The sequence below is a fragment of the Ruminococcus sp. 1001713B170207_170306_F1 genome, assembly GCF_015668065.1.
Taxonomy (GTDB): Bacteria; Bacillota; Clostridia; order Lachnospirales; family Lachnospiraceae; genus Blautia_A; species Blautia_A faecis.
The window spans coordinates 150452-172997 of sequence record NZ_JADPEX010000002.1 but is presented as its reverse complement, the minus strand read 5'-3'; the positions used below and the strand labels follow the sequence as shown (position 1 = coordinate 172997).

Sequence of the window (22546 nt, the reverse complement as noted above, 5' to 3'; positions counted from 1 at the left end):
ATTTTCGGGAATTTATGCACCTGCCACTTCATCAGGCCGTGTTGTGAGTACGCTGTATAACAGGGTGTCTTTCGGAAAATGATCGACAAAGGGGATAATCACATTCCCGAAAAACAGAAGCCCCTCGCCGGGACCGGAATGGGTTACATAAGAAAGCTGGTGCGGGGAAATTCCCAACTGTTTCGCCAAAATCTGCCGGTCCCCCTGGGCCTGGTTCAGCATGTAGATAAAATCCGAGTTCTCAAAAATATTCTCAATCTCACGGGAGGCCAGCAGGTCTTTCACATTCTGCGTCAGGCCGCTGGGTATGCCGCCCCATTTCCTGAACCGTTTCCATATCTCCACGCTGAAACTTCCGGTCTGCCCTTTCAAAAGGAGATGGAATTCGTCGATATAGAACCAGGTCGTCTTGTGCTTCGAGCGGTTGGCGGTAACACGGTTCCACACGGCATCCTGCATAATGAGAAGCCCGATCTCTTTCAGGGCCTTGCCCAGAGATTTGAGCTGGAAACAGAGTACCCGGTGGTTATTCATGTCAATGTTGGAACGGTGATTGAACACATTCAGGGAACCATTGACGTAGATTTCCAGCGCCGTAGCGATATTCTGCGCCTCCGGTTCAGACTGCTTCAAAAGAAGCTCATATAGGTCTCCCAGAACCGGCATATTCTCCGGGCGGGGGTCCTGCAGGTAATCCCGGTACACAAGCCTTGTGCAGCGGTCAATGATGGTCCTCTCAATCGGGGAAAGCCCTTCCTTGCCGCCGATAATCAGGTCACACAGCGACAGGATAAAATCGCTTTTCAGTGTGATGGGATTTTCATCGTCCGAATAGTCCAGGTTAATGTCCATCGGATTGATATAGTTGGTGGAAGTCGGGGAAATGTCAATGACCTGCCCCTGGGCTCCAAACTGCTGTACCAGAGGCCCGTACTCATTTTCCGGGTCTGCAATAATGATGTCATCCTCCGTCAAAAGGAACACGTTGACGATCTCACGCTTGGCAGAGAAGGACTTGCCGCTGCCGGGCGTTCCCAGGAACAGGCCGTTTGGATTCTTTAAGTTCTTGCGGTTCGCCATAATCAGGTTATTACTTAATGCGTTCAGACCATAATAAAGAGCCTCGCCCTCCTGGAACAGCTCGCAGGTCGTAAACGGCACGAAAATGGCGGTGCTGCTGGTCGTAAGCCCACGCTCAATTTCAATCTGGTTCAACCCTAAGGCAAGAGAGGACATAAGCCCCTGTTCCTGCTGGTAGTCCAGACGTTTCAGGGCACAGTTATATTTCTGCGCAATACCGGAGGCAGACAGAATATCATTAAACAGCTTTTGCCGTTTGGAAGCGATATTCTCCACCAGCACTGTCACAAGAAACATGCGCTCATTCCGGCTCTGCAAATCCTGTAAGAGATTCTTTGCTTCTTCGCCGTAGGTGGCAACGATATGAATGTACAGGAGTCTGTAAATGTGATTTATCAGACGGCAGAGGATGGACTGGCAGATACAGTAAAGCCAAGACTTGAGCTTGCCGGAGCGGATTGTGAAAAGATACTTGTTATTGATGAAAGTGATAAATCACTGTCTATGGCAGATGAAAGGCTGGAAGAGGCAATTGCTAAGACAAGGGCAAAAGTATTGATATTAGATCCGATACAGGCTTATCTCGGTGGTGGTATGGATATGAACCGGGCAAATGAAGCAAGAGATATGACAAAGAAGCTGGGAGCATTAGCGGAGAAATATCAATGTGCAATTCTTCTTATCGGTCATATGAATAAAGCATCAGGTAATAAAGCGGCATATAGGGAGATGGGCTCTATTGATTTCTTTGCAGTAGCAAGGAGCGTGCTTCTGGTCGGCAGGATAGAGGGAGAACCTAATACAAGAGCAGTTGTTCAGATAAAGAATAATCTTGCGTCATTTGGATATCCAAAGGCATTTATGTTATCAGAAACGGGCTTTCATTGGTTGGGAGATTATGAGATTACAGCAGATGAAGTACTTGGTGGTATTGCACCAAAAGCAAATAAGTTGGAACAGGCAAAGCAAATGCTTCGTGAATTGGCAGAAACAACTAATATGGTGCAGAGTAATGAAATATTTGAAATGGCTGATAAACAGGGCATTTCAAAGAGAACATTGGAAAATGCCAAGAAAGAACTAGGTATCCGGGCAAAGAAAATCAATAATTCGTGGTATTGGGAACTGGATGCAGTAAAACAGAGATAGGACAAGAACGCAACATTGCAGGCTATATAGAAATTGCGGAGATAAACTTTGCAAGGTTGCAAAGCATATAGACTTTGCAGTGTTGCGGTCTTGAATGAATTAGGAAAGGGATGGTGGATTGATATGAAAAATGTACAGATTTCAGAAGAACTCTTCGTTGCGATAATGAGATATTTTATGTTGGAACAGGAAGAACTGTTGCCTCAGATAAAACAGGGGCTGGAGAAGAAGCTGGACGCAATGGTAATGAGAGAATTGTATACAAAATATAAGACTGCACCAACGGAAGAAGAAAAGGAAAAGGCTCGAAAGGAATATTTGGATAGACGAGGTGTGCCGGAGAGCTTCCGGTGGTAGTTTTTTCTTAAACATATATAACGGCTGCGTGTCACGCTTCCGTTAGAATCGATAAGGAAAATGTGGTGTGCTTGACACAGTGGAGGCTTGTGTACACTGACTGCCGCAGGCAGAAAAGCTCCCGGCAGGGCGCAAAACCTGACAAGTCAGGTTGCATTTTTGATGCCGCAGGTGTCAAAAGTGCTTTTGCGTTACTTTCGGCGAAAGTAACAAAGCCTGCGCCGTATCCGGCGCTAATATGACAGATAAAAGAAAGGGGAAGATTGCCTATGGAGAGAACGATAAGTGCAATGATCGGAAAAGGTTCTGTGAACCATAATACCAGAGCATTTACAGCTAAGAATGTAGATAAAAACAGAAGTGCTGATAATGTGGAATTTTGCCAGGAAGATATTAAGCAGGTTTATCATAAATTGTTTGATGAAGCACGGGAACGATATAATGCAAAACAGAAACGGAAAGATCGCATGATTGATGATTACTATGAGAAAATCAGACGAGGCAAGCAGGAAAAGTTGTTTCATGAAGTAATATTTCAGATTGGGAACAAGGATGATATGAATGCCAGAAGTGAGGACGGAGTGCTGGCAAAAAAGATTTTAACGGAATTTATGAACGAGTTTCAGGCAAGAAATCCCAATTTATATGTATTCTCGGCACATCTGCATATGGATGAGGAAACACCACATTTGCATATTGATTTCGTACCATATATTACAGGAAGTAAGCGAGGACTTGATACAAGGGTATCATTAAAATCTGCACTGGCAGCAGAAGGATTTGCTGGTGGTACAAGGGGTGCAACAGAATTAAATCAGTGGATTGCATCAGAGAAACAGGAGCTTGCAGCTGTAATGGAGCGATATGGTGTGGAATGGCTGCAAAAGGGTACACATGAGAAACATTTGTCGGTGCTTGAATTTGAAAAGAAAGAGCGGGTAAGGGAAGTAGCTGAATTGGATAGTCAGAAGCGGGAAATATCTTCGGTGGTTGCACAGCTTGGAGAAGAGGTTTCTGTAAAGAAACAGGAATTAAAGAATGCTACAACTGAAAAAGAACTGGCAGAAGAAGCTACACAGAAAGCAAACGAGGAGAGAATTACAGCACAACAGGAGAAGGAAGTATTGCTTGCAGGTAATAAGGATTTGAGAATGGAAAATTCAAGGCTTGAAAGCCACAAGGACAGACTTCGCATGGAAAATCATGATTTGAAGCAAAAGCAGTTACAGTTGCAGACAGATAATGAAGAACTGGAACAACGGCATGAAGATTTACAATATACGAATAGTAAATTGAAGAATGTGAATGATCAGTTATCTGATGACAATCACACTCTGGAGCAAAGGAATGATTCATTGAAATCTGATAATCAGGTATTAAGACAGAAATACAATGATTTGCAACAGAATAATGTTCAACTTGAAAAGCAACAGAATGAGCTTAAGAGCCATATAGAGCAGATAGTGCAGTCGGAGCAGTTATTACAGCGTGATGTAAGAAAGTATGATGAAGCATCGGAGTGGCAATTGCCGGAACCGGGAGCATTTGCAAGTGCTAAGTCATTTCGGGATAAGGTAGTCATGCCATTTGTGAACAAGCTTAAAACACTGATAAAGAATCTGACAATCCAGTGTGTAAGGCTAAAAGAGGAAGTAATACAGCTTCGAAAGGAAAAGAAGAGATTGTCAGATGATGTGGAGTTTTACAAGGGCAAGATTAAGGATATGAGTGATAGGACAGAGCTGTTGCAGGAAAAGGCTGATGATCTGGAGCGTGTGAAGAGATATGCCGGTGCAGAGCAGATTGATACGATTATTCGTAAGGTAAAGGAACAGGAGCGTACAGAGCAGCAGATAAGGCGATATGACAGGTCTTATGGGACAAGATAATGGGAAGGATGGATTGATGAGATGAAAGATAATCGAATGGATAATATCGTGGAATGTGCTTATAACATGGATAACGGCTATGTTGAGGTGTGGTTTACAGATGGAAATATGTTGCGGATAAAGTGTGAAGAAGTGGAAGCTGCTCTGAGGACAACGGAGCAGTCACTGGCGAAGCTGCATAGGTTGTTGGATAACAAGCCAATAGAGTATGTGGTAATGGCTTTGTCTGGGGAGATGCAGGCATATTGTGATATTGAGGATGATATGGTTAAGGGAATGTTTGGGACGATTGTGCAGGGGTATCTGAAAAAGGGGTATAACCGGGATACTGCGGAGATGATGGCTAGGGAGTTCTTTAGGTATGAGAGTTGAAATAAATATAGATGTTTTGAATATAATGTTGTATACTTTAAATGTAAAATTGGATAAAAATCAATATGATATTAGATAAAATAATAGTTTGACGGAAAGGAGGTTATATCATGTTTTATTCTCCATTGAGATATCCAGGAGGTAAAGGAAAATTAGAGCCGTTTATGGAGCTATTGATTCGACAAACAGGACATTTGGGCGGAACTTATGTGGAACCCTTTGCTGGCGGTGCGGGAATTGCATTAGAATTATTAGAAAAGGAAATTGTGAATGATATAGTTATCAACGATTTGGATAAAGGAATTTATTCATTTTGGAGAGCAATTCTTTCAGAAACAGATAGATTTATAAATGATATACGAAATGTAGAATTAACTATTGATGAATGGAACAGGCAGCGACAAGTGATAGATAATTGTAATCGATATAGTTATGAACTTGGTTTTGCAACTTTCTATTTGAATAGAACGAATAGATCGGGAATAATAAAAGGTGGAGTAATTGGAGGTACAGAACAGAATGGTAATTGGAGAATGGATGCTAGGTTTAATAGAGAAGCCTTAATTGAACGTATTATAAAAATTGCAAAAAGAAAAAACCACATCCATTTGTATAATAAAGATGTTAATTCTTTTATTCAAAATTATTTGCCTAGATATCAGCATAATGCATTTGTGTACTTTGATCCTCCATATTTTGGTAAGGGAAAACAATTGTATTTGAATTTTTTTTCATATGATGATCATGTAAGAATCGAAAGAATGATAGATAATCATGTTAATTGTGATTGGGTTATTACATATGATGATGTTAAGGAAATTGCAGATATTTACCAAAATCATATTTTGAAAAGGTTTGATTTGAACTATAGTGCGGCTGTAAAGAGAAAAGCAAGTGAAATTATAATATTTAGACGTCTGGATATGATACCAACGGATAGCCAGATGCAACAGAGTGGAATTTGTGTGAATTTACGATAAAGGAGATTAAAGTACATGAGGATAAGACCATATCATTTTTATATTGAAAACTTTAGAAACTTTCGGGACACTTCTTTTGATTTAGGTCGAAAAATAACTGTTGTCAGTGGACAAAATGGTGTGGGCAAATCCAATATTTTATCGCTAATAGCATCGAGTTCAGGAGTAAGTTCTAAGTCGATGTTAGGAAGTAATTTTCAGCCAGAATTCACAGACTTTTTTAATATTGATCCAGATGAATCATATGAGGATTATAAATTATATTTGACTTATAAAGATAGTAATGGAACTGACGCTTTTACAAAAAGACTTGCATTTAAGAATGATACAAAATTTGGAAGAGGTATTAGAATTATCCCAAGAACTTCTAATGTTGGGTTAGAAAACTGCACGAATAAAGTGGCTGCGGATCAAGCAAAGCACAATTATGGAGTAGGTGCAGATGGAAGAGTAAAAATACCTACAATTTATTTGAGTTTATCTAGATTATATCCTTTGGGTGAACGAAAGGATACTGTAAAAATATCAAAGATAAACAAAAATAATACGTTTTATAAAACGAAGGCAGATGAAAAATATAAGGAATGGTACAACTATATCATACCAAACTCTATAGTTAGTGATGCATCATTGACTGTTGTAGAGAAAAATGCTTGTTCTAGAGCATCTTTACATATGGATTTATTAAATACACCTACATTGTCGCAGTCTATTGGTCAGGACAATATAGGAAATATTATAAGTGCCTTGGTAGATATTTATGTATTATCAATGCAGGATGGATATGATGGGGCATTATTGTGTATAGATGAAATTGATGTCTCGTTGCATCCTGATACTCAAATTAGATTACTGAATTTATTTGATAAATTATCAGATGAGTTATCAATTCAATTTGTTGTGAGTACTCATTCATTATCGGTATTAAAAGAGACAATAAAGAAGGAAAATAAGAATAATTTAGACTATAAAGTTGTTTACATAAAAAATCCAATGGCTCCATATGTATCTGATAGTAATTCATATGAATTATTAGAAGCAGATATGTTTGGTAGCTTAAGTTTTGATAAGCCTAAAGTAAGAATATATTTTGAAGATCCAGTTGGAAAAGAATTATTTAGATTATTATTCAAAGCATTTAGAAATATTTTAAACACTATCAGGGAGAATGTTGATGACCCATATTTGAGGCATAGCTCAGATGTGAAAGATTATGCTACTATCAATGATAGAATTCGAGTATTAAAGGGTATGGAAGATTTTGAAGAAAAAATCAACCAAATACCAACTATATTGGGATGCGAAGAATTAATAAAAATATGTGAGGTAGATTCATATTTTAAGAGAGTCATTTTTGTTCTAGATGGGGATGCAAGATATAAAGAACCATCTCAAAAACCTAAAATAAGAGATTTCTTGAAGGAAAAATATGATCAAAAGAAATTGTATCTGAATGATCGGAGACATCCTCAAAACATATGTTTCTTCCCAGATTATTTTGCACCAGAATCATTTTTGTATAGAATTATATATGGAGTAACAAATGCACCACTTGATAATTATGATTTTTGGAGATCAATGGATATGAAGGAAGAAACTGCTCTATATACAACAGATAAAATAAAGAATTTGTTTGCAAATTTGCCGAATGATTTTAATAATGATAATTTGAAGGATATATTTAAAGAAGTATCTTCGACAGAAGTATGGAAATTTATTCAGACATCGGATATTGTAACATATTATTATTCAGATTATAGGACAGTAGAAGAACTATTACAGTTTATAGAAAATATCAAAAAAGCATTCGATATGACTTGGCCAATAACTTTAGCAAATAGATATTCGTAAGAAGTACGTGACTCCATTTTGGCTCTAAAAATTTTAGATGAGGTACACAAAAATGCGAAATAAGATGAATATGAAGAATAAAATGCACAAATGTGTACCAAGAAACAGCCAGATAAATCTCTCCGCCCAAGAGTTTGAGTAGAACAATTTATCACAGGGCAAAGGCTTTTATCCAGTTTCAGGGCAAAAGTATCATCCTGTGAAAACATGAAAAATAAGTTAGAATAAAGAATGACCTTGATGGTCTGGAATATCCAGACTGTCAGGGTCTTTTTTTTATCAAAAGTCTGTTTGTAGCTATTTGGCAGCAGTTTTTGGAGATTCTGAAAGTAGAGAAAAGCCTTATTTTAAGGGCTTTTAGAGGTACTAAAAGCGATATAAAATTTGAATTTTATGAGGAAACCTGAAATCAGAGAAAAACAAAATCTGAGGAAAAGGGAAGTCAAAGGGAATTGGTTTCAGGAGGAAAAGTTTCATGATTTTTGATGAAGATTCGTGTATCAAGAGAATGAAAACTTTGCCCCAAAACAGAATAAAAGAGATTGCCCTTTGACACAATTTTTGCTCGAATCCCTCTAAAATAGGGGGGGTCGGCTCTTTTTTTACTTTCGTGATACACTTTTTGTAGCCAAAAGATATTATGAAACAAATCGTTGAGTAAATTCTTATATCTAAAAAGGATATTTTTGTTCTGAAAATATATCCATTTTTCCCAAAAAACAAAAAACTTCATAACTGATTTAGTAATACACGATATTTTATCCCATATGTATTTTGAAAGAACAAATACAGAGCAAGGAGGATAATTATGTATTTTTCACTTTGTTACAAGGATGCAAAAGAGCCTTCTGTAAAAAATATATCGTTTGAAATGGTGCAGGGGGAAAGGGTGTTTTTAGATGGAAATAATGGGTGTGGAAAGTCGAGTCTTATAAAATCAATTATGGCACAGGTAAACGGAAAAGCTGAAAGAGAGTTGAACTATGAAACAACAGGAACTCTATCGGTAGTAAGCGGCCTTAAGATTTCGTATATCAGTCAGGATACTTCTCATCTGAGAGGAACTTTAAAAGCTTATGCAGAAAAAAATGATATTGATTATACACTTTTACTGACACTTTTAAGACAACTTGATTTTTCAAGAGTACAGTTTGGTAAGGATATGATAGAATTTTCAGAGGGACAGAAAAAGAAGGTTCTGATAGCGTCCAGTCTGCTCACACCGGCGCATATCTACATATGGGATGAGCCGCTGAATTATATTGACGTTTTTTCCAGAATGCAGATTGAAAAATTGTTAATGCATTATGCCCCGACGATGTTGCTTGTAGAACATGATGTTAAGTTTAAGGAGACGCTTTCTACTAAACTGGTGAAAATGTAGTTAATACTCAATAAAGAATGATATTTTATTTATTCGTTATTCGGAATTCTGTAACAACAAAGTCTGGATTATCACTTAAATAAAAAAGCTGTAAAAATTCACGTTGAATTTTACAGCTTTTTGTGTATAATATAAGTAGCAGAAACAATATAAAATCAAGGAAGGAGCTGAAAAAATATGGCAAGTATTTTACCAGTATCTGATTTGAGAAATTATAACGAAGTCCTGAAGAACTGCCACAAAGGCGAGCCTGTATATCTTACCAAGAATGGTAGAGGACGTTTTGTGGTTATGGATTTTGAAGATTATGAACGTGATCGTGCGGAAAAGAAGCTTTTGATGAAGCTGCAGGAAGCCGAAGAAGCAGTGAAAGACGGCGAAGGATGGCTGGATTTGGATGAACTGAAGGCACTTGTGGGGGAATAAGATGTTAGAATTGCGGATTAACCCGATTGTTGCAAAGGATCTGAAGACTATTCGGGATTACATTGCTGAAGACAATGAGGAATATGCGGCAAAGACCCTAAAGGAAATTTACGGTAAATTTGAGAACCTTCAGATGTTTCCGGGAATGGGGGCGGATCTTTCCAAACGGGTAAGCTTTCGGACAGATTATAAATATGCAATATGGGAAGATTATGTGATTATCTATAAAGTGGGCAGTGAGTATGTAGAGATTTATCGTGTAATTAACCGGTATCAGGATATTACGAGAATCTTTGATTGATAAACAGTATCTTAATAACACCGTTTAGTACAATCTGTGAACTTAGGACAATGGAACACATACAAAACCAGATAGAACTATAACACCTATACAAAAATATATAACGATAAGGCTTTGCTTGCGGGTTTGCATTGTGGAATCACACAACTAATCTGAGCTATGATCTTTAATGAAATGGTCGATATTATTCTTGATTTGAGAAAACGGAGAGCACTTGCACCAGAAAAGCGTTCGTTTGATAAAAAAGAAATTATGTGTCTTTCATATCTGACAGATTTTGTAAGAGGTTCATTGGTTACAATAATATAGTGTGTTATATAAATTGATAGTATATGACGGAGGTAAGGGATGAATTTTAAACCAGATGAAAAAAATATACGTAGTTTATTGAAGTCTGGATGCCAGTTTGTGATTCCAAGATTTCAGAGGGAATATTCCTGGGACAAAAAGAATTATCAAGAATTCTTTGAAGATATGATGAATAATTTGGTGGCATCAAATGGAACAATAAGCGATGATCAATATTTTTTAGGAACAATGCTTTTTGTGGGGAATTTTGCCGAGAAACCAGATAAGCCAATAGAAGTTGTTGATGGACAACAACGCTTAACGACTATAACCATTTTGTTTTCAGTATTGTCAGATCGCTTTCGTGAATTAGGAGAAGATACTCTTAGTAAGCAATTGTTTAATTACATTATGACAACGGATGATAATGGTGAAGAAGTACGTGTTTTGCAAAGTAAAAGTAGTTATCCATATTTTGTATATTATATTCAAGATAGAGAAAAACAGATCAAGACGGAGCCAAGCACAGAAGAAGAAAATTGTATACAAGAGACATATGAATTTTTTTTACAACAAACATCTGAAAATTCATTGAAAAAATTGTTAAAAAAGCGAATGGGAGATGATATAGTTAATTCAATCTCATATGTGGATATTTTAAAAGCATTACGAGATCAAGTTTTGGACTGTACATTTATATCAATTGCGGCAGGAGATAAAGATCAAGCAAATAGGATATTTGCAATATTAAATGCTAAAGGAAAAAGGCTAGCATATATTGATTTGATAAAGAATAAAATATTCGAAGAATTAAAAGATGGAGTTAATGGAACATTTGCTGAAGAATGCTGGAATGATATTAAGACGACTTTGAATTCAGGTTCAGAAACCGTTGGGATGGCTACGTTTTTCAGACACTATTGGATATCTAAGTACAAAAGGTGTAATGCGAGTGTACTTTATGATAGTTTCAATAAAACAATTGTCAAAAATGAGACACTTTATCGTAATTTCTTAGAGGATCTTCTTTTAAATGCCAAGAATTATATGAAGATCATAAATCCCAGAAGAGAAGATTATAATAATCGTAAAGAATATTTTTGGCTAGTTCAATCATTAAGCACTATGAATAAAACATTTAATGTAGTCCAAACGAGAATAGCACTTTTGGCATTGTATGATATAAAGGAGCGTAATTTAGTATCTACAGATCAGTTTAAAAAAGCAATATTAACAATAGAAAATTTCCATTTTGCATTTACAGCAGTTTGCTCAATGAGAACAAATAACTTGGAGACGATATATTCTCGTTTTGCTATCGCGTTGCGAAAATGTACTAATAAATCAGATACGAGCAGGGTAATTGATGAAAAATTGATTATACCACTTAATAAATTGTATCCAAGTTATGATGTGTTTGTTGTAAAATTTAAAGAGTTGTTTTTTACAAAAAAGGATGAGCCAACAAATGTTAAATGCAAATATGCAATTTACAAATTAAATTGTTTTCTTAGTGGCAAAGATGTTTTTGAGGATGATGGAAGTATAGAACATATTCTGTCAGAAACAAGTGGCGATCATGCTTTGAATATAGGAAACTTAATCCTTTTGGAAGGAAAAATAAATGGTGATGCAGGACAGAAAAGTTATGTAGAAAAAATTCCTTATTATCAAAAATCTCAGTATGCGTGGGTAAAGAAGTTTATAAAAGCAAATAAGGATTGGGATGAAAGTATGTTTGAAGGAAGAGCAGAGAGGTTGGCAGCAGTTTATTATAAAGAGATATTAAAGAGAGAACTTCCAAAAGGTAACATGATTCGGGTAGAAGATGTTGTTTAATAGCTTACTACGCTGATTAATTGATAACATTCCCCTGATAACAAATTGATAACACCGTTCAGTACAGCCTATGGATTTAGGACAGTGGAATACATATAAAACCAGATAGAACCATAATTCCTATACAAAAGTGTATAGTGATAAGATCTTATTTGCGAGTTTGAATAATCCACACAATCATAAGATGCCAGTATTTATGCGGGTCGCAAACAAATTTGCTTAGTGACTGGCAACAAAATGGCAACATTTTGTGATTATTCAAAAGATAAAAATTTTATTTCATAACGTATATAAAGAAACCTACTGATTTTCAGAAGTAAAAAACTGAATATCGGTAAGGTTTTTTCTTTTCTCTTATTTTTCTTTTTTAGTCAATTCTTTTACGAGGTAATCACTCAATTCTTGAGATGGTACCTTGGCATGTTTCTGGTAAGTATCCAGTTCCGGATACTTATATCTCCATTCATCATATTCTTCCTTGCTGATTAGAAGAAGTTGCAGCGGAACTGGGAGTTTCCAAGTCTTATGCTTATAAGATTGTCAAACAGCTAAATGAAGAATTACAGAAGCTGGGTTATCTTACGGTGTTGATTGTCAAGTAAAATTGACCCACTTTTACGTTTAATTCTGACCCACCTGAATTCAGAAATCACCTGATTTTCAAGTGGGTCATTTCTGTATGTAAATCTGATTTTTTACACTGTGAATTGACCCGTCAAGCGCATCAGCTGAACGGAAGTTCAGCATCCGGATCCATTACCGGATCACTCCATTCAGTATTTATGATTATGCTGTCTGAAACAGTATCATAATCCCCGCGAAGCTCCCTTAATTCTTGTTCTCGTTCTTCTTCTGAAAGACTCATCCGCCATTCATACATTTCATCCTGGAAACGCATTGCGCTGACAAAGTCCATTGGGCATCCGTTTTCGCTATAAATATAGTCTCCGTTATCATAGGGGCTTCGTCCACTGGCTACCCATTTTTCTAATTCACGTAACTCATCTTTCGACATGGTTATTTCTTTTTTGTATTGTTTTAACTGTTCCTGCAGGAATTCTCTGTGCTCCGCAGGCACATTTTTTCTAAATCTCATATCTGCCTCCTAATTAATGAGCACCTGATATCCGTCAGTCTGCATTGAACTTTTATCGATCAGTATTCTTTTGCCGATTGGATCCAGCAATACATACTTACTGAGTTCCAGTAACCGGTCACTGATCAGGGAATGTACCATGTTCTCCATGGCTTTTATACGGTCATTTCGATTTATAGCTCCTTTAGATCGGTCAGATGTTTCGATTTTATTTTCACAGAGCATCTCTAAATTTAAAAATATATCATCTTCCTTACGGCTGTCTGATTCAAAACGGTCAGTATCATAGTTATATCCAAGACTCTTGTCTGCTTTCATCCTTTTCATAACACAAGTTGGATTTTTGATCTCATAACAGCTTCGCATTAGGTCATAGGCGGCTGTTTTTCCCTCTGTATTGTAAACTTCTATGATCTGCGGATATTTATCCGGTGTGATTTTTATACTCATTTCTATGCCTTCCTTTTTTAATACTCAGTTTTTGGACCTTTGACACGATAGCTGTCACCCGTTATACTTATGACATGGCAATGATGGACCAGGCGGTCAAGGATCGCTGCAGCGGCCAGCTTGCCGGTGAATAGTTCATCCCATCTGCCCATGGGCAGGTTTGTGGTGATAATGAGGGAGCTTTTTTCATATCTTTGGCGAATGATCTGAAAGAAAAGGCTCTCTCTTTCTTTATCCATTTTTAAATATGACAGTTCATCGATGATCAAAAGCGGAATCTTACTGATCTGTTTCAGAGTTTCTTTCAGATATCCTTTCTGCATATCCTCATACAGCTGATCGACCAGTTCTTTTGCATTCACAAAGAGAACCTTATATCCGGCTTCACATGCATTCCGGCCAATCCCGGTGGCGATCATACTTTTACCGACTCCCGGCGGCCCAATGATTATGATATTTTCATGGTTATCCATAAATTCAAGTCTGCCCAAAGATTGAATTTTATCCGCATCCAGGTTTGGATTGGAGCGGTAATCAATGTCAGACAGCCGTTTATCAGAGTCGAAATTAGCTGCATCTGTCAGGCGTTCAGCCTGTCGGCGTTTCTTTCCTGTTTCCTCCGCTTGTAACAGCATGATCAGGAAATCTTCATACGTCATAGACTGTTCTGAAGCTACACGTATAAGTTCCTGATATTGTTCGCGCATATCGACCAGTTTAAACTGTTTCATTCTGGCTTCTATATAAGCTGCGTTTACAACACTTGTTTCACTAGGCATTTACCGTTCCTCCTACATTCTGTTCATAGTAATCCAGATCCCGCAAAAGTTTTGAATCATCGTCACGGTATTCTCCGGTTTTACACAGAACTTCCGTTCTCTGTTCAGATATCTCAGGAAGAGACAGCCGGCCTGCATTGTAAGCTTTGAGCAGTTCTTTAAATGACAGGATGTCCATAGAATCATGCTGTATTGCATATCCAATAAAACGATTGAGGGTATCTGTATCATAAAGTTCTTCGAGCAACATGATCTTTCTTGCGTAATGTGTGGGCTGGTCAAACTTTTTCCCGGCTGCTTCCAGATAAGCCAGACCATTGCTGTATCTGGCAGTGAATTCCCTTCGTATCTGCGGAATCGATGTTGGCGCCTTTGGTGCTACATTTTTATAGTGCTCCGAATTTGTCAGGATTTCATGCTTGTTACGTGATGCTTCCAATTTCATGACATAGTTCTTTTTTCTGTCATAAAGCTCGATTCTGAACCCATAGATGATCCTGAAATACATGGTTTTGGCTGCAAAGATATCAGGAACGCTATACTTATTTCCGCCAATGCTGATATAACAGTCAGGACTGATGATCCTGCTTTCCAATTCCTTCAGTCGATAACGACGGTCTGGCAATGGCAGCAACAGATCCCGTTCTTCCTGAAGATAATGTATGTTTGGAATTCTTTTGGTCGTTGTGTGTGTTTCATTACACCAGGACTCAACGAAATCTTTTCCACGACGATTCAGATCTTCCATTGAAGCAAAGTGGTTTCCCTTTATGAATTGTTCTTCGATATAGTTGAAGGGTCTCTCGATCTTTCCTTTCTTGCGCGGCCAGTAGCAGGGACATGCATTAAGTTCTGTTCCCAGATGTCTTGCCATAAGCAGGGCATGGGGATTATAACGGATCTCCATTTCGTTCCTTGGATTATTTTCGATGACCAATGCTGTTGGATTATCGATCAAAAGCTCCAGTGTTACTCCACCAAGATCTTCAAACAGTTCCTGAATTGCTTCATAAATGGCTGCCGCATCTGCCTTTAAAGAAAAACAGACTGCTTTCTTTCTGGATGCTGAAAGTATCATTGAAAAACAGTAAACAGTTATGATCACGCCATCAACAGGGACATTATAAGGTGACCAGTCGAACTGAGCCTGATCTCCCGGAGGGCTTTCATGCCTTACAGTAGCTTTGGAACTGATGTGGTCTTTGATATCCTCTTCAATTTTTGACAGATACCGGTAAACAGGGCCAATGCTTCCTGTATAACCTCTTGCTTTCAATTCTCTAAAAATCCGTGTTCCATTGAAAAGAAACGGTTCGCATCGCCATTCGATGATCTGTTCTTTGAAACCATCAATCTTGCTCTTATAAACTGTCCGTTTATACACCGGTGCTTCTTTTTCTTCTAAAAGACTCCTGACAGTATTTCTGGACATTCCAAGTATTTTTGCAGTTGCCCGTTTTGATCTTGTCTGTTTATAAACTCGCTGAACAGCTGCCCAATCTTGCAAATCATACACCTTCTTTCAAACCTCCTCTCTTGTATTGGTGCATACAGAGAGAAGTGTATCGTTTGCTATCAGGTGGGTCAATTTTCCTCGTTAAAACTGGGTCAGTTTTAAGTATAAATCAACATACGGTAGTTGGCAGAGTAAACACTAATTATTTCCGCAAAAAAGTATGTTACAGCGAAATGTAAGAGAAAGAGAGGAGAATTTGTATGAGTATTTACAAAGATAATGTCACTGGGAAGTGGCGAGTGGTCTGTTTTTTGCAAGACCTTTTTGCATAAAATTGCAAAAAGGTCTTGCAAAAAACATAATCGGGTTAAAAATAACGAAAAAGGTATTAGTAGTTGAATCATATAACCAATGACAAAGATGATCAATCATTTTAGAATATAAATATCAAATGTGACTGTTCAGGCGCCGACGGTTAAGAAAATTTGAGTAAATAATTGTGATGCAAGATTAAAAAAGTGGGATTATTTCTTATCATTACAACAGCAAGATTTCACTGGGCTTTATCAACCCGGACTATGCAAAAGAGGGAACAGAGCTGGGAATGATTTGGGGTATTAGCGGAATAAGGAGGAAAGTGTAGTGGAGGATTATATTGGAGCGAGAGTAGATTATGAGCCCAAGTATAAAGATGTTTTAACCTATTTTCAGAATATTGGGAATCTTTATACTTGGGAAGCTGATCCTTGGTATGAAACTTGTAAATCGTGGGCAGAAACATGTTATATTCATGCAGGGATTAGTGGGGCTGAAATTACATTCCAAGGAAAAGATGCACAGGCGTTTCTCTCAAAACTTTGTATGAATAACATTAGCAAATGGAAAAACGGAAAACATAAACATTTGGTTATGCTTGATGAAGAAGGATTGATAGCAGCTCATTGTCTTAGTATGAAAGACGACGATAATACATATCGGATTACGGCTGCACTTCCATTTGCAGCAATGAAACTGTTGGAGACTGGTGCTTATGATGTGAAAATGACCATGCGTGATATCTTTGTCTTTCAATTTTCAGGACCAAAGTCATTAACAATTATAGAAAAACTTACGAATACGAATCTTCATGATCTAGCATTTTTGCAATTTCGTAAGGTAAGTATTCCGGGACTGAATATTGAAGTGGAAGTGAACAGGATTGGGATGAGTGGAACACTTGCATATGAAATTCGTGGTTTAAAAGAAGATGGTCCCAATGTATATCATGGAATATGCCAAAGAGTGCGAAGAAGTGATTGTAAAATGGGGCGATTATGGAAAGCGTATAAAGGATATCCGTGCAGTAATTGCAAAATTTCCATTAAATGATCTGGTTGAGAATAAAAATTATGATATTAGTTCTTGTCCGTATGGCTTTGAAGAATGAAGGGAGTTTCCATGAGTAAAAAAAATAGAAAATGGCTGGTATTTACGATTATGTGTCTTGCATATATGCCGGGAAGTTATGCACAATACCAGTTATCCGTGTATGCCCCGGAACTAATACAATCTTTTGGACTTACAACATCGCAGTTTTCATCTTTATTTACGGCGCCTATGATTGTAGCAATTTTCTTGAGTTTTGTAGGAGGAATGATTTCTGACAAGGTTGGTTCAAAGAAAGTCATTAATATTTCATTTGTTATAGCTGGAATTGGAATGATTGGGAGAGTTTTTGCAAATAGCTATATGCCATTTTTTCTTTGCATGGCATTAACCGGTTTCTCCAATATGTTTGTCAATATTAATGCATCCAAGATTACTGCAAGTTGGTTTGAGCAGGAAAAGCTAGGAATTTTGATGGGCATATTTGCATTTTGCGGACAACTTCCGGGAGCCTTTGCGACAGCAACGACGGCGGTTTTGTTTGATAGCAGGACATCTGCTTTTATTGTATCAGCAATATTCTGTATTAGTGTATTTGTTTTATGGTTGCTTTTTGTGAAAGATAAGCCAGAGGATACAATGGAAGAAAGGGAGAAGATAGATCAGGAAAATCAACCTTCCATTGGGGATTCTCTTAAGGTAGTACTTTCTAATAAAGGTGTATGGCTGGTTTCTATTTGCATTATGATGGCTCTTGGCAGTACGGTAACTTTATCCACTTTTATGCCGATGGCATTGCAGACCATGTATGGAATAGATATGAAAGTATGTGGTACGATTGCATCTATGTTGACATTGGGAAATTGTATTGGCTCTATTACAGGTCCCATTGTATTCTCTAAAATCAAAAATGTTAAAGTGTTTGTATCAGGAGCTGCCGTGTTGAGTTTTGCCGGAATTATTATGTGTTGGAGATTTCCGTCCATATTCGTTTTACACATACTGGTTCTTTATACTGGAATTATGCTTGGAGCGTCAATGCCTATTTTCCTTTCCGCACCGGTTTTGTTAGAAGGACTTGGAACTAAATATGCAGGAAGTGCGGCGGGTGTCATCTCTACATTACAGCTTCTTGGAGCTGTTTTGATTCCAACTTATATCTTAACACCGATTGCGGGAGAAAATTATAGTTTGTTGTTTATGCTTGCATCCATATGTATGGTAATTATGTTCCTCTGTGGGCTGTTACTCCCTCAGTTTGGAAACAATCAAAAGTAAGAATCACAAAATAAATGCAAATCTTCCTATGTTGCAATGAAATTGCTGTCGCAAGCCAAATTTCAAGCATAGGAGGATGTCCAAATTAAAGTGTTTCGCAGATGAGGCAGGATATTAATAAATAGAGAAGCATATTTTTCATCCAGGTAATCCAGTGAAATATGGAGCAGGTCTTCGATTTTTCGTAGCCGGTAGATCAAGGTGTTTCTATGAAGATGAAGCGTCCGGGCAGTCTCCGCTATATTTCTTCCGTTGATAAGATAGCATTTTAAGTTATGAATGAGTGTGAGATCCTGCTCCATATGGCTTTGCCACAGGGATAAAACAGCTGGGTGGCAGAAGCCCGGCAAGGAGTTTTTTTCCTTAAGGACACCATATAAAACATGTAGAAAGGCTTCATCAAACCTTTGAATATGTTTTTGAGGCTCCAAAGGGTAAGATTTCATAAGCCTGCATTGTCCATATGCCATGGAAAGCTCCGTGAATCTAAAAAAACGGGTGCTTATATAGACCTTAAGGGAAAGCCGTTTTAGCAAATCCTCCAGTGCGGCGTATGATTTTTCATAATCAGGATCAAAATCCCGCCTGCGGCAAACCGCAACAATAGAATGTTCAAAATAGAGGACAACTCCATGAGGCAGAATGTTTTTTATCTGATGAATATAGGCAGACTGACGGGTATCCGAGACGTCAGATTCCGGAAGGGAAAATTGATAAAGATACCAAATATCCTGGTTCGTATAATTTCTGGCTTGGAGATAATAAGAGGTAGAAAGCTCATCTGCCGGATATCCCTGTAAAAGCCGTATAACATAATAGTTTTCTTCATCCTGCAAAAGAAAAGGCTGAATCTGGTGATTCATAGCAAGCTCTGTAAAATGAACGACTTCTAATAACAAAGCCTTTTGTGCTTCCGTAAAGGGACCGTTTATATCTGTCGTACCGAATGCTCCAAAGTTTTTTCCCTCAAAATAAAGCGGAGCGGTCAGAGAGTGATGGGATGGATCCTGACGAAAGACGCTGGAGATTAAGCGGTTTCCGCTGTGAATTTCCTGCATAACTCTCTGGTGTTCGTCAGGATATATGGATTCTGTCGGTGTAAAGCCGAAATTGATAACCTCGTCCCAGAGAGTTCCCTCGATTTTTTCCTGAAATTTCCCGGTATAATGCAGCAGCTTTCCGGTTGGAGAAAAAAGGGCAATCGGGTTGCAAAGAAAGGTGGTCGCATAATCAAGCAGATCTGAAACGTCTTTGTTTTCGATAATTATATTTAGGCATTGCTCATACCAGGCATAGTACTTATCAAAAATATCCAGAAACTCACGGAATACCTTATGAAAAGGCTCGTCCGTATATAAGATGGCGGCATGCTCCATCCAGGAAGGGTTTATCTGTCCCTCCCTTGATCCGGTTTTGGTACAGAAAATCAGGAACCGGGGCTTACGTATATCCCATTCCCTATCAAGGAAAGAGCTCTCTTGTGTTAAATACAGAAAATCATTATCGATTATTTCCATGGAATCATCAAGCATGCGGGCATGCCGGAATAATTGATCTAAGACCGTAGATTTATAAAAAACCCTGTATTTATCAGGAATCCAGTCAAGGATGACAGAAATGCTCATAGATTTCATTGCAAAAAACTCCTTTGGTTATTTTTGACGAAAAAAGACAGTATAAATGAATTATATAACTGATGACGGGAGATGGCAACTGCCTTACTATAAATATATAGGAAACACTGTTCAGGCGCCGACAGTTAGAGAGGAGATAATATAATTCAGACAAAAGGAGGGAGGCAATAAAAAGAGCTGAGGGAGCATCCTATAAAGGGGTATCGATTTTTTAATATTATAACTATATAGTTGAAAGGATTATTTTTTATGAAAAAGATATTGTTAAATGGAGTAGACGGGAATTTTGGAAGCAGATCAGCCCGTGTATTGCTGGAAAAATATCCTCATGAAGCTTTGATTTTTACGGCTCCAACAAAAAATGGTCTTGAAAAATACCAGGCAATGGGCATTGAAACCAGAATTGCCGATTTTAACAATGCGGAAAAACTGACGGAAGCATTTAAAGATGCGGATACAGTTATTCTGATCTCCATGCCATTCGTTGGACCGAAAAGAAGAGCGGCACATAAAATTGCAATTGATGCGGCTGTGGCGGCAGGTGTAAACAAACTGGTTTATACATCGATTGTAGGAGCCGGACATGAGGATATCAATGCTTACGAAGTAAACGATCATGTATGGACCGAAAGGTATATCAAAAAACAGCCCATCCATTATTTGATTCTTCGGGATTCCCAATATGCGGAAGCAATGGTCTCCACATTTGTGGAAGCAGTTGAAAATACAAACGGCATCATCCGCAATAACATGGGAGATGGGAAAATGGCATTTGTTTCGAGGGATGACTGTGCGCTTGCGGCGGCCTGTGCGGCAATGTCTGATTGGGAAGATCGAATTGTTGATATAAATGGAGCCGAGCTTCTGACAATTGCACAGTACATGGCAATCGCCTCGGAGGTTACGGGTAAAAAGACGGAATATCAATATATCAACGATGATGAGATGTATGAGTTCTTTGACTCCATCGGCGTTCCAAGGACAACGGAGGAAATGTGGGCGGACACGGCGAAGAACTTTCCATTTTGCTCAGATGGAATGGTGTCCTTTGGCAGGGCAATCCGTCTGAATCAAATGAGTACATTTACAGATGATTTTGAAAAGCTGACAGGGCAAAAGCCCATCACGGTAAGAGAAATGTTTGAAGATATGGAAAATCATTTAATCGGAACAAGAACATCTACAGATAATTAAAAACAGTAGGAGGACGAAAAATGGCAGAAATGATGAATCCGGCGCTGGAAGGCGCCACCTTATTGTTCCCACAGGGATCTTTTATTACGGCATATGCTTATACGGGCGTGGAGGATGAGATCAAGGCATATCAGACCAGCGCATGGATTGGAACGGCGCTTATGACATCCCCCATTTATGATGTATACGGACCGGATGCCGTTAAATTAATGGGACAGGTTTGTACAAATGATTTTACCACGCTGGGAATGAACGGCATACGCCATGCCGTAATGTGCAATGAGAAAGGTCAGATTCTGACAGACGGCGTTGTAATCCGTATCGGAGAAGATCGTTACAGAACCTACTGGCTTGATCCGGTGATCTCTTATTATGTCAATACATCAGATCTGGATGTGCATGGCGAAAACATGAGCGGAAAGGAATATTTTATCCAGATTGACGGTGAAAAGTCCTTAGAGATTCTGGAAAACGCATTCCAGGCTAATCTTCACGACATCAAATTCGGCAGACATAGAATCCAGGAGGTAAACGGAAAACAGGTACGCATCATCCGGCTTGGCATGTCCGGCAACCTTGCTTATGAAATTCACGGAGATATGGCGGATTATGCGGAGATCTATAATCTGGTATGGGCGGCAGGTGAAAAGCTGGGAGCAAGAAAGCTTGGGCTCCAGGCTTATAACATGTTTAACCATACGGAGGCCGGATTCCCGAATATCAATCTTCACTATCCGCTTCCGTGGCTGGAAACCAGCGAGAAAATGACAGAATATATGCGCACAGTGCCTCAGTTATCCATGTTCAATCTCAATCGAAGGCTTCTCGGAAGTGTGGGGGATGATCTTCAGGCTCGCTTTGTTACTCCCTATGATGTGGGATGGGATTTCCTGATTAAATACAATCATGACTTCATTGGAAAAGAAGCCCTCCTTGAAATGTCGAAAAAGCCCCAAAAAAAATGCGTAACCCTGGAGTGGAACGCCGAGGATGTGGCAGAAGTCTTTGCAACCATGCTCAGACCTGGGGAGGAACCCTGCGAGGATATTACCAAACCATGCGCTCTTGAATACTATTTCTGTGTCAGAGAGTTTGGTTTTGAGTACCGGGCGGATAAGGTGCTGGCTGCAGATAAGGAGATCGGGATCACAAGCGGAAAAATCATCTCTTATACCTATAACAGCATGATTTCTCTGGCCTTCATTTCCGCAGAATATGCCAAAGAAGGGACGGAGCTTGAAATACTCTGGGGAACGCCGGGAACCCGCCAGATGAAGGTTCGCGCAAAGGTTGCCAGATTCCCGTATAATCAGGATTATATCCGTAATGAAAAGCGGGATGTTTCGGATATACCTGTTTTTGAAAGATGAAACCGGAG

The 22546-nt window shown here is 38.5% G+C and carries 19 protein-coding genes and 2 pseudogenes; 14 read left to right on the top strand and 7 right to left on the bottom strand.

The window, feature by feature from the left end; genetic code table 11:
* Positions 1–12 precede the first annotated feature (12 nt).
* Positions 13–1440, bottom strand: a pseudogene (locus I4V84_RS02485) (VirB4-like conjugal transfer ATPase, CD1110 family); the annotation flags it as partial.
* Positions 1441–1443: 3 nt separating this feature from the next.
* Here I4V84_RS02485 and I4V84_RS02480 point away from each other — a divergent pair.
* The 10 genes from I4V84_RS02480 to I4V84_RS02435 all read left to right on the top strand — a co-directional run bounded on the left by I4V84_RS02480 (position 1444) and on the right by I4V84_RS02435 (position 11916).
* Complete coding sequence (locus tag I4V84_RS02480; RefSeq protein ID WP_195991183.1) at positions 1444–2229, top strand: AAA family ATPase; 786 nt, start codon at positions 1444–1446, stop codon at positions 2227–2229.
* Between the two features lie 123 nt (positions 2230–2352).
* Positions 2353–2586: a complexin-2 gene (locus I4V84_RS02475; RefSeq protein ID WP_118202767.1), complete on the top strand. Its 234-nt coding sequence runs from the start codon at positions 2353–2355 to the stop codon at positions 2584–2586.
* Between the two features lie 269 nt (positions 2587–2855).
* Positions 2856–4475 carry a plasmid recombination protein gene (locus I4V84_RS02470; RefSeq protein ID WP_195991182.1) on the top strand — a complete coding sequence of 540 codons (1620 nt, stop codon included), beginning with the start codon at positions 2856–2858 and terminating at the stop codon, positions 4473–4475.
* Between the two features lie 21 nt (positions 4476–4496).
* Positions 4497–4847 (top strand): DUF6061 family protein, encoded by a 351-nt coding sequence (locus tag I4V84_RS02465; protein WP_173718452.1) that lies wholly within the window; start codon positions 4497–4499, stop codon positions 4845–4847.
* 110 nt (positions 4848–4957) lie between these two features.
* Positions 4958–5827 carry a DNA adenine methylase gene (locus I4V84_RS02460; RefSeq protein ID WP_116444111.1) on the top strand — a complete coding sequence of 290 codons (870 nt, stop codon included), beginning with the start codon at positions 4958–4960 and terminating at the stop codon, positions 5825–5827.
* A 15-nt stretch (positions 5828–5842) separates the two neighbouring features.
* The gene (locus I4V84_RS02455; RefSeq protein ID WP_116444110.1) at positions 5843–7678 is read left to right on the top strand and encodes an AAA family ATPase; all 1836 of its coding nucleotides are present in this window, start codon (positions 5843–5845) and stop codon (positions 7676–7678) included.
* Between the two features lie 808 nt (positions 7679–8486).
* Complete coding sequence (locus tag I4V84_RS02450; protein WP_195991181.1) at positions 8487–9062, top strand: ATP-binding cassette domain-containing protein; 576 nt, start codon at positions 8487–8489, stop codon at positions 9060–9062.
* Positions 9063–9239: 177 nt separating this feature from the next.
* Positions 9240–9488 (top strand): type II toxin-antitoxin system prevent-host-death family antitoxin, encoded by a 249-nt coding sequence (locus I4V84_RS02445; protein ID WP_005610763.1) that lies wholly within the window; start codon positions 9240–9242, stop codon positions 9486–9488.
* A 1-nt stretch (position 9489) separates the two neighbouring features.
* Positions 9490–9789: a type II toxin-antitoxin system RelE/ParE family toxin gene (locus tag I4V84_RS02440; RefSeq protein ID WP_195991180.1), complete on the top strand. Its 300-nt coding sequence runs from the start codon at positions 9490–9492 to the stop codon at positions 9787–9789.
* A gap of 348 nt (positions 9790–10137) precedes the next feature.
* Entirely contained in the window at positions 10138–11916 is a 1779-nt protein-coding gene (locus I4V84_RS02435; RefSeq protein ID WP_118582921.1) for a DUF262 domain-containing protein, read from the top strand.
* A 354-nt stretch (positions 11917–12270) separates the two neighbouring features.
* On the opposite strand, the pseudogene I4V84_RS19765 reads toward I4V84_RS02435, so the two are convergent.
* From I4V84_RS19765 to istA, 5 genes and pseudogenes are all read right to left on the bottom strand, one after another.
* Positions 12271–12402, bottom strand: a pseudogene (locus I4V84_RS19765) (transcriptional regulator); the annotation flags it as partial.
* A 238-nt stretch (positions 12403–12640) separates the two neighbouring features.
* Entirely contained in the window at positions 12641–13012 is a 372-nt protein-coding gene (locus tag I4V84_RS02430) for a hypothetical protein (RefSeq protein WP_195991179.1), read from the bottom strand.
* 9 nt (positions 13013–13021) lie between these two features.
* Positions 13022–13462, bottom strand: a complete 441-nt coding sequence (locus I4V84_RS02425; protein ID WP_195991178.1) for a hypothetical protein — start codon at positions 13460–13462, stop codon at positions 13022–13024.
* 17 nt (positions 13463–13479) lie between these two features.
* Positions 13480–14241, bottom strand: coding sequence for an IS21-like element helper ATPase IstB (gene istB, locus I4V84_RS02420; RefSeq protein ID WP_195991177.1), 762 nt, complete (start codon positions 14239–14241; stop codon positions 13480–13482).
* Positions 14234–15757, bottom strand: coding sequence for an IS21 family transposase (istA, locus tag I4V84_RS02415; RefSeq protein WP_195991176.1), 1524 nt, complete (start codon positions 15755–15757; stop codon positions 14234–14236). Before istA ends, istB begins: the two co-directional genes overlap by 8 nt.
* A 582-nt stretch (positions 15758–16339) precedes the next feature.
* Between istA and I4V84_RS02410 the strand changes: the two genes are divergently transcribed.
* Both I4V84_RS02410 and I4V84_RS02405 read left to right on the top strand, forming a co-directional pair.
* Positions 16340–17065 (top strand): hypothetical protein, encoded by a 726-nt coding sequence (locus I4V84_RS02410; RefSeq protein WP_195991175.1) that lies wholly within the window; start codon positions 16340–16342, stop codon positions 17063–17065.
* Positions 17066–17134: 69 nt separating this feature from the next.
* On the top strand, positions 17135–18340 hold the full coding sequence (locus tag I4V84_RS02405) for an MFS transporter (RefSeq protein WP_195991174.1): 1206 nt from the start codon (positions 17135–17137) through the stop codon (positions 18338–18340).
* Between the two features lie 62 nt (positions 18341–18402).
* On the opposite strand, the gene I4V84_RS02400 is transcribed toward I4V84_RS02405, so the two are convergent.
* Entirely contained in the window at positions 18403–19974 is a 1572-nt protein-coding gene (locus I4V84_RS02400) for a helix-turn-helix domain-containing protein (protein WP_195991173.1), read from the bottom strand.
* A gap of 249 nt (positions 19975–20223) precedes the next feature.
* Here I4V84_RS02400 and I4V84_RS02395 point away from each other — a divergent pair, with 249 nt between their 5' ends.
* Entirely contained in the window at positions 20224–21168 is a 945-nt protein-coding gene (locus I4V84_RS02395; RefSeq protein WP_118514200.1) for an NmrA family NAD(P)-binding protein, read from the top strand.
* Between the two features lie 20 nt (positions 21169–21188).
* Positions 21189–22538 (top strand): aminomethyltransferase family protein, encoded by a 1350-nt coding sequence (locus I4V84_RS02390; RefSeq protein ID WP_173715795.1) that lies wholly within the window; start codon positions 21189–21191, stop codon positions 22536–22538.
* Positions 22539–22546: the final 8 nt, after the last annotated feature.

Coding starts and splice junctions, on each gene's coding strand:
- istB (WP_195991177.1), bottom strand. CDS start 14,241: ATGCCTAGTGAAACAAGTGTTGTAAACGCAGCTTATATAGAAGCCAGA.
- I4V84_RS02445 (WP_005610763.1), top strand. CDS start 9,240: ATGGCAAGTATTTTACCAGTATCTGATTTGAGAAATTATAACGAAGTC.
- I4V84_RS02475 (WP_118202767.1), top strand. CDS start 2,353: ATGAAAAATGTACAGATTTCAGAAGAACTCTTCGTTGCGATAATGAGA.
- I4V84_RS02480 (WP_195991183.1), top strand. CDS start 1,444: ATGAATGTACAGGAGTCTGTAAATGTGATTTATCAGACGGCAGAGGAT.
- I4V84_RS02455 (WP_116444110.1), top strand. CDS start 5,843: ATGAGGATAAGACCATATCATTTTTATATTGAAAACTTTAGAAACTTT.
- I4V84_RS02465 (WP_173718452.1), top strand. CDS start 4,497: ATGAAAGATAATCGAATGGATAATATCGTGGAATGTGCTTATAACATG.
- I4V84_RS02440 (WP_195991180.1), top strand. CDS start 9,490: ATGTTAGAATTGCGGATTAACCCGATTGTTGCAAAGGATCTGAAGACT.
- I4V84_RS02460 (WP_116444111.1), top strand. CDS start 4,958: ATGTTTTATTCTCCATTGAGATATCCAGGAGGTAAAGGAAAATTAGAG.
- I4V84_RS02395 (WP_118514200.1), top strand. CDS start 20,224: ATGAAAAAGATATTGTTAAATGGAGTAGACGGGAATTTTGGAAGCAGA.
- I4V84_RS02450 (WP_195991181.1), top strand. CDS start 8,487: ATGTATTTTTCACTTTGTTACAAGGATGCAAAAGAGCCTTCTGTAAAA.
- I4V84_RS02470 (WP_195991182.1), top strand. CDS start 2,856: ATGGAGAGAACGATAAGTGCAATGATCGGAAAAGGTTCTGTGAACCAT.
- I4V84_RS02390 (WP_173715795.1), top strand. CDS start 21,189: ATGGCAGAAATGATGAATCCGGCGCTGGAAGGCGCCACCTTATTGTTC.
- I4V84_RS02425 (WP_195991178.1), bottom strand. CDS start 13,462: ATGAGTATAAAAATCACACCGGATAAATATCCGCAGATCATAGAAGTT.
- I4V84_RS02405 (WP_195991174.1), top strand. CDS start 17,135: ATGAGTAAAAAAAATAGAAAATGGCTGGTATTTACGATTATGTGTCTT.
- I4V84_RS02435 (WP_118582921.1), top strand. CDS start 10,138: ATGAATTTTAAACCAGATGAAAAAAATATACGTAGTTTATTGAAGTCT.
- I4V84_RS02400 (WP_195991173.1), bottom strand. CDS start 19,974: ATGAAATCTATGAGCATTTCTGTCATCCTTGACTGGATTCCTGATAAA.
- I4V84_RS02430 (WP_195991179.1), bottom strand. CDS start 13,012: ATGAGATTTAGAAAAAATGTGCCTGCGGAGCACAGAGAATTCCTGCAG.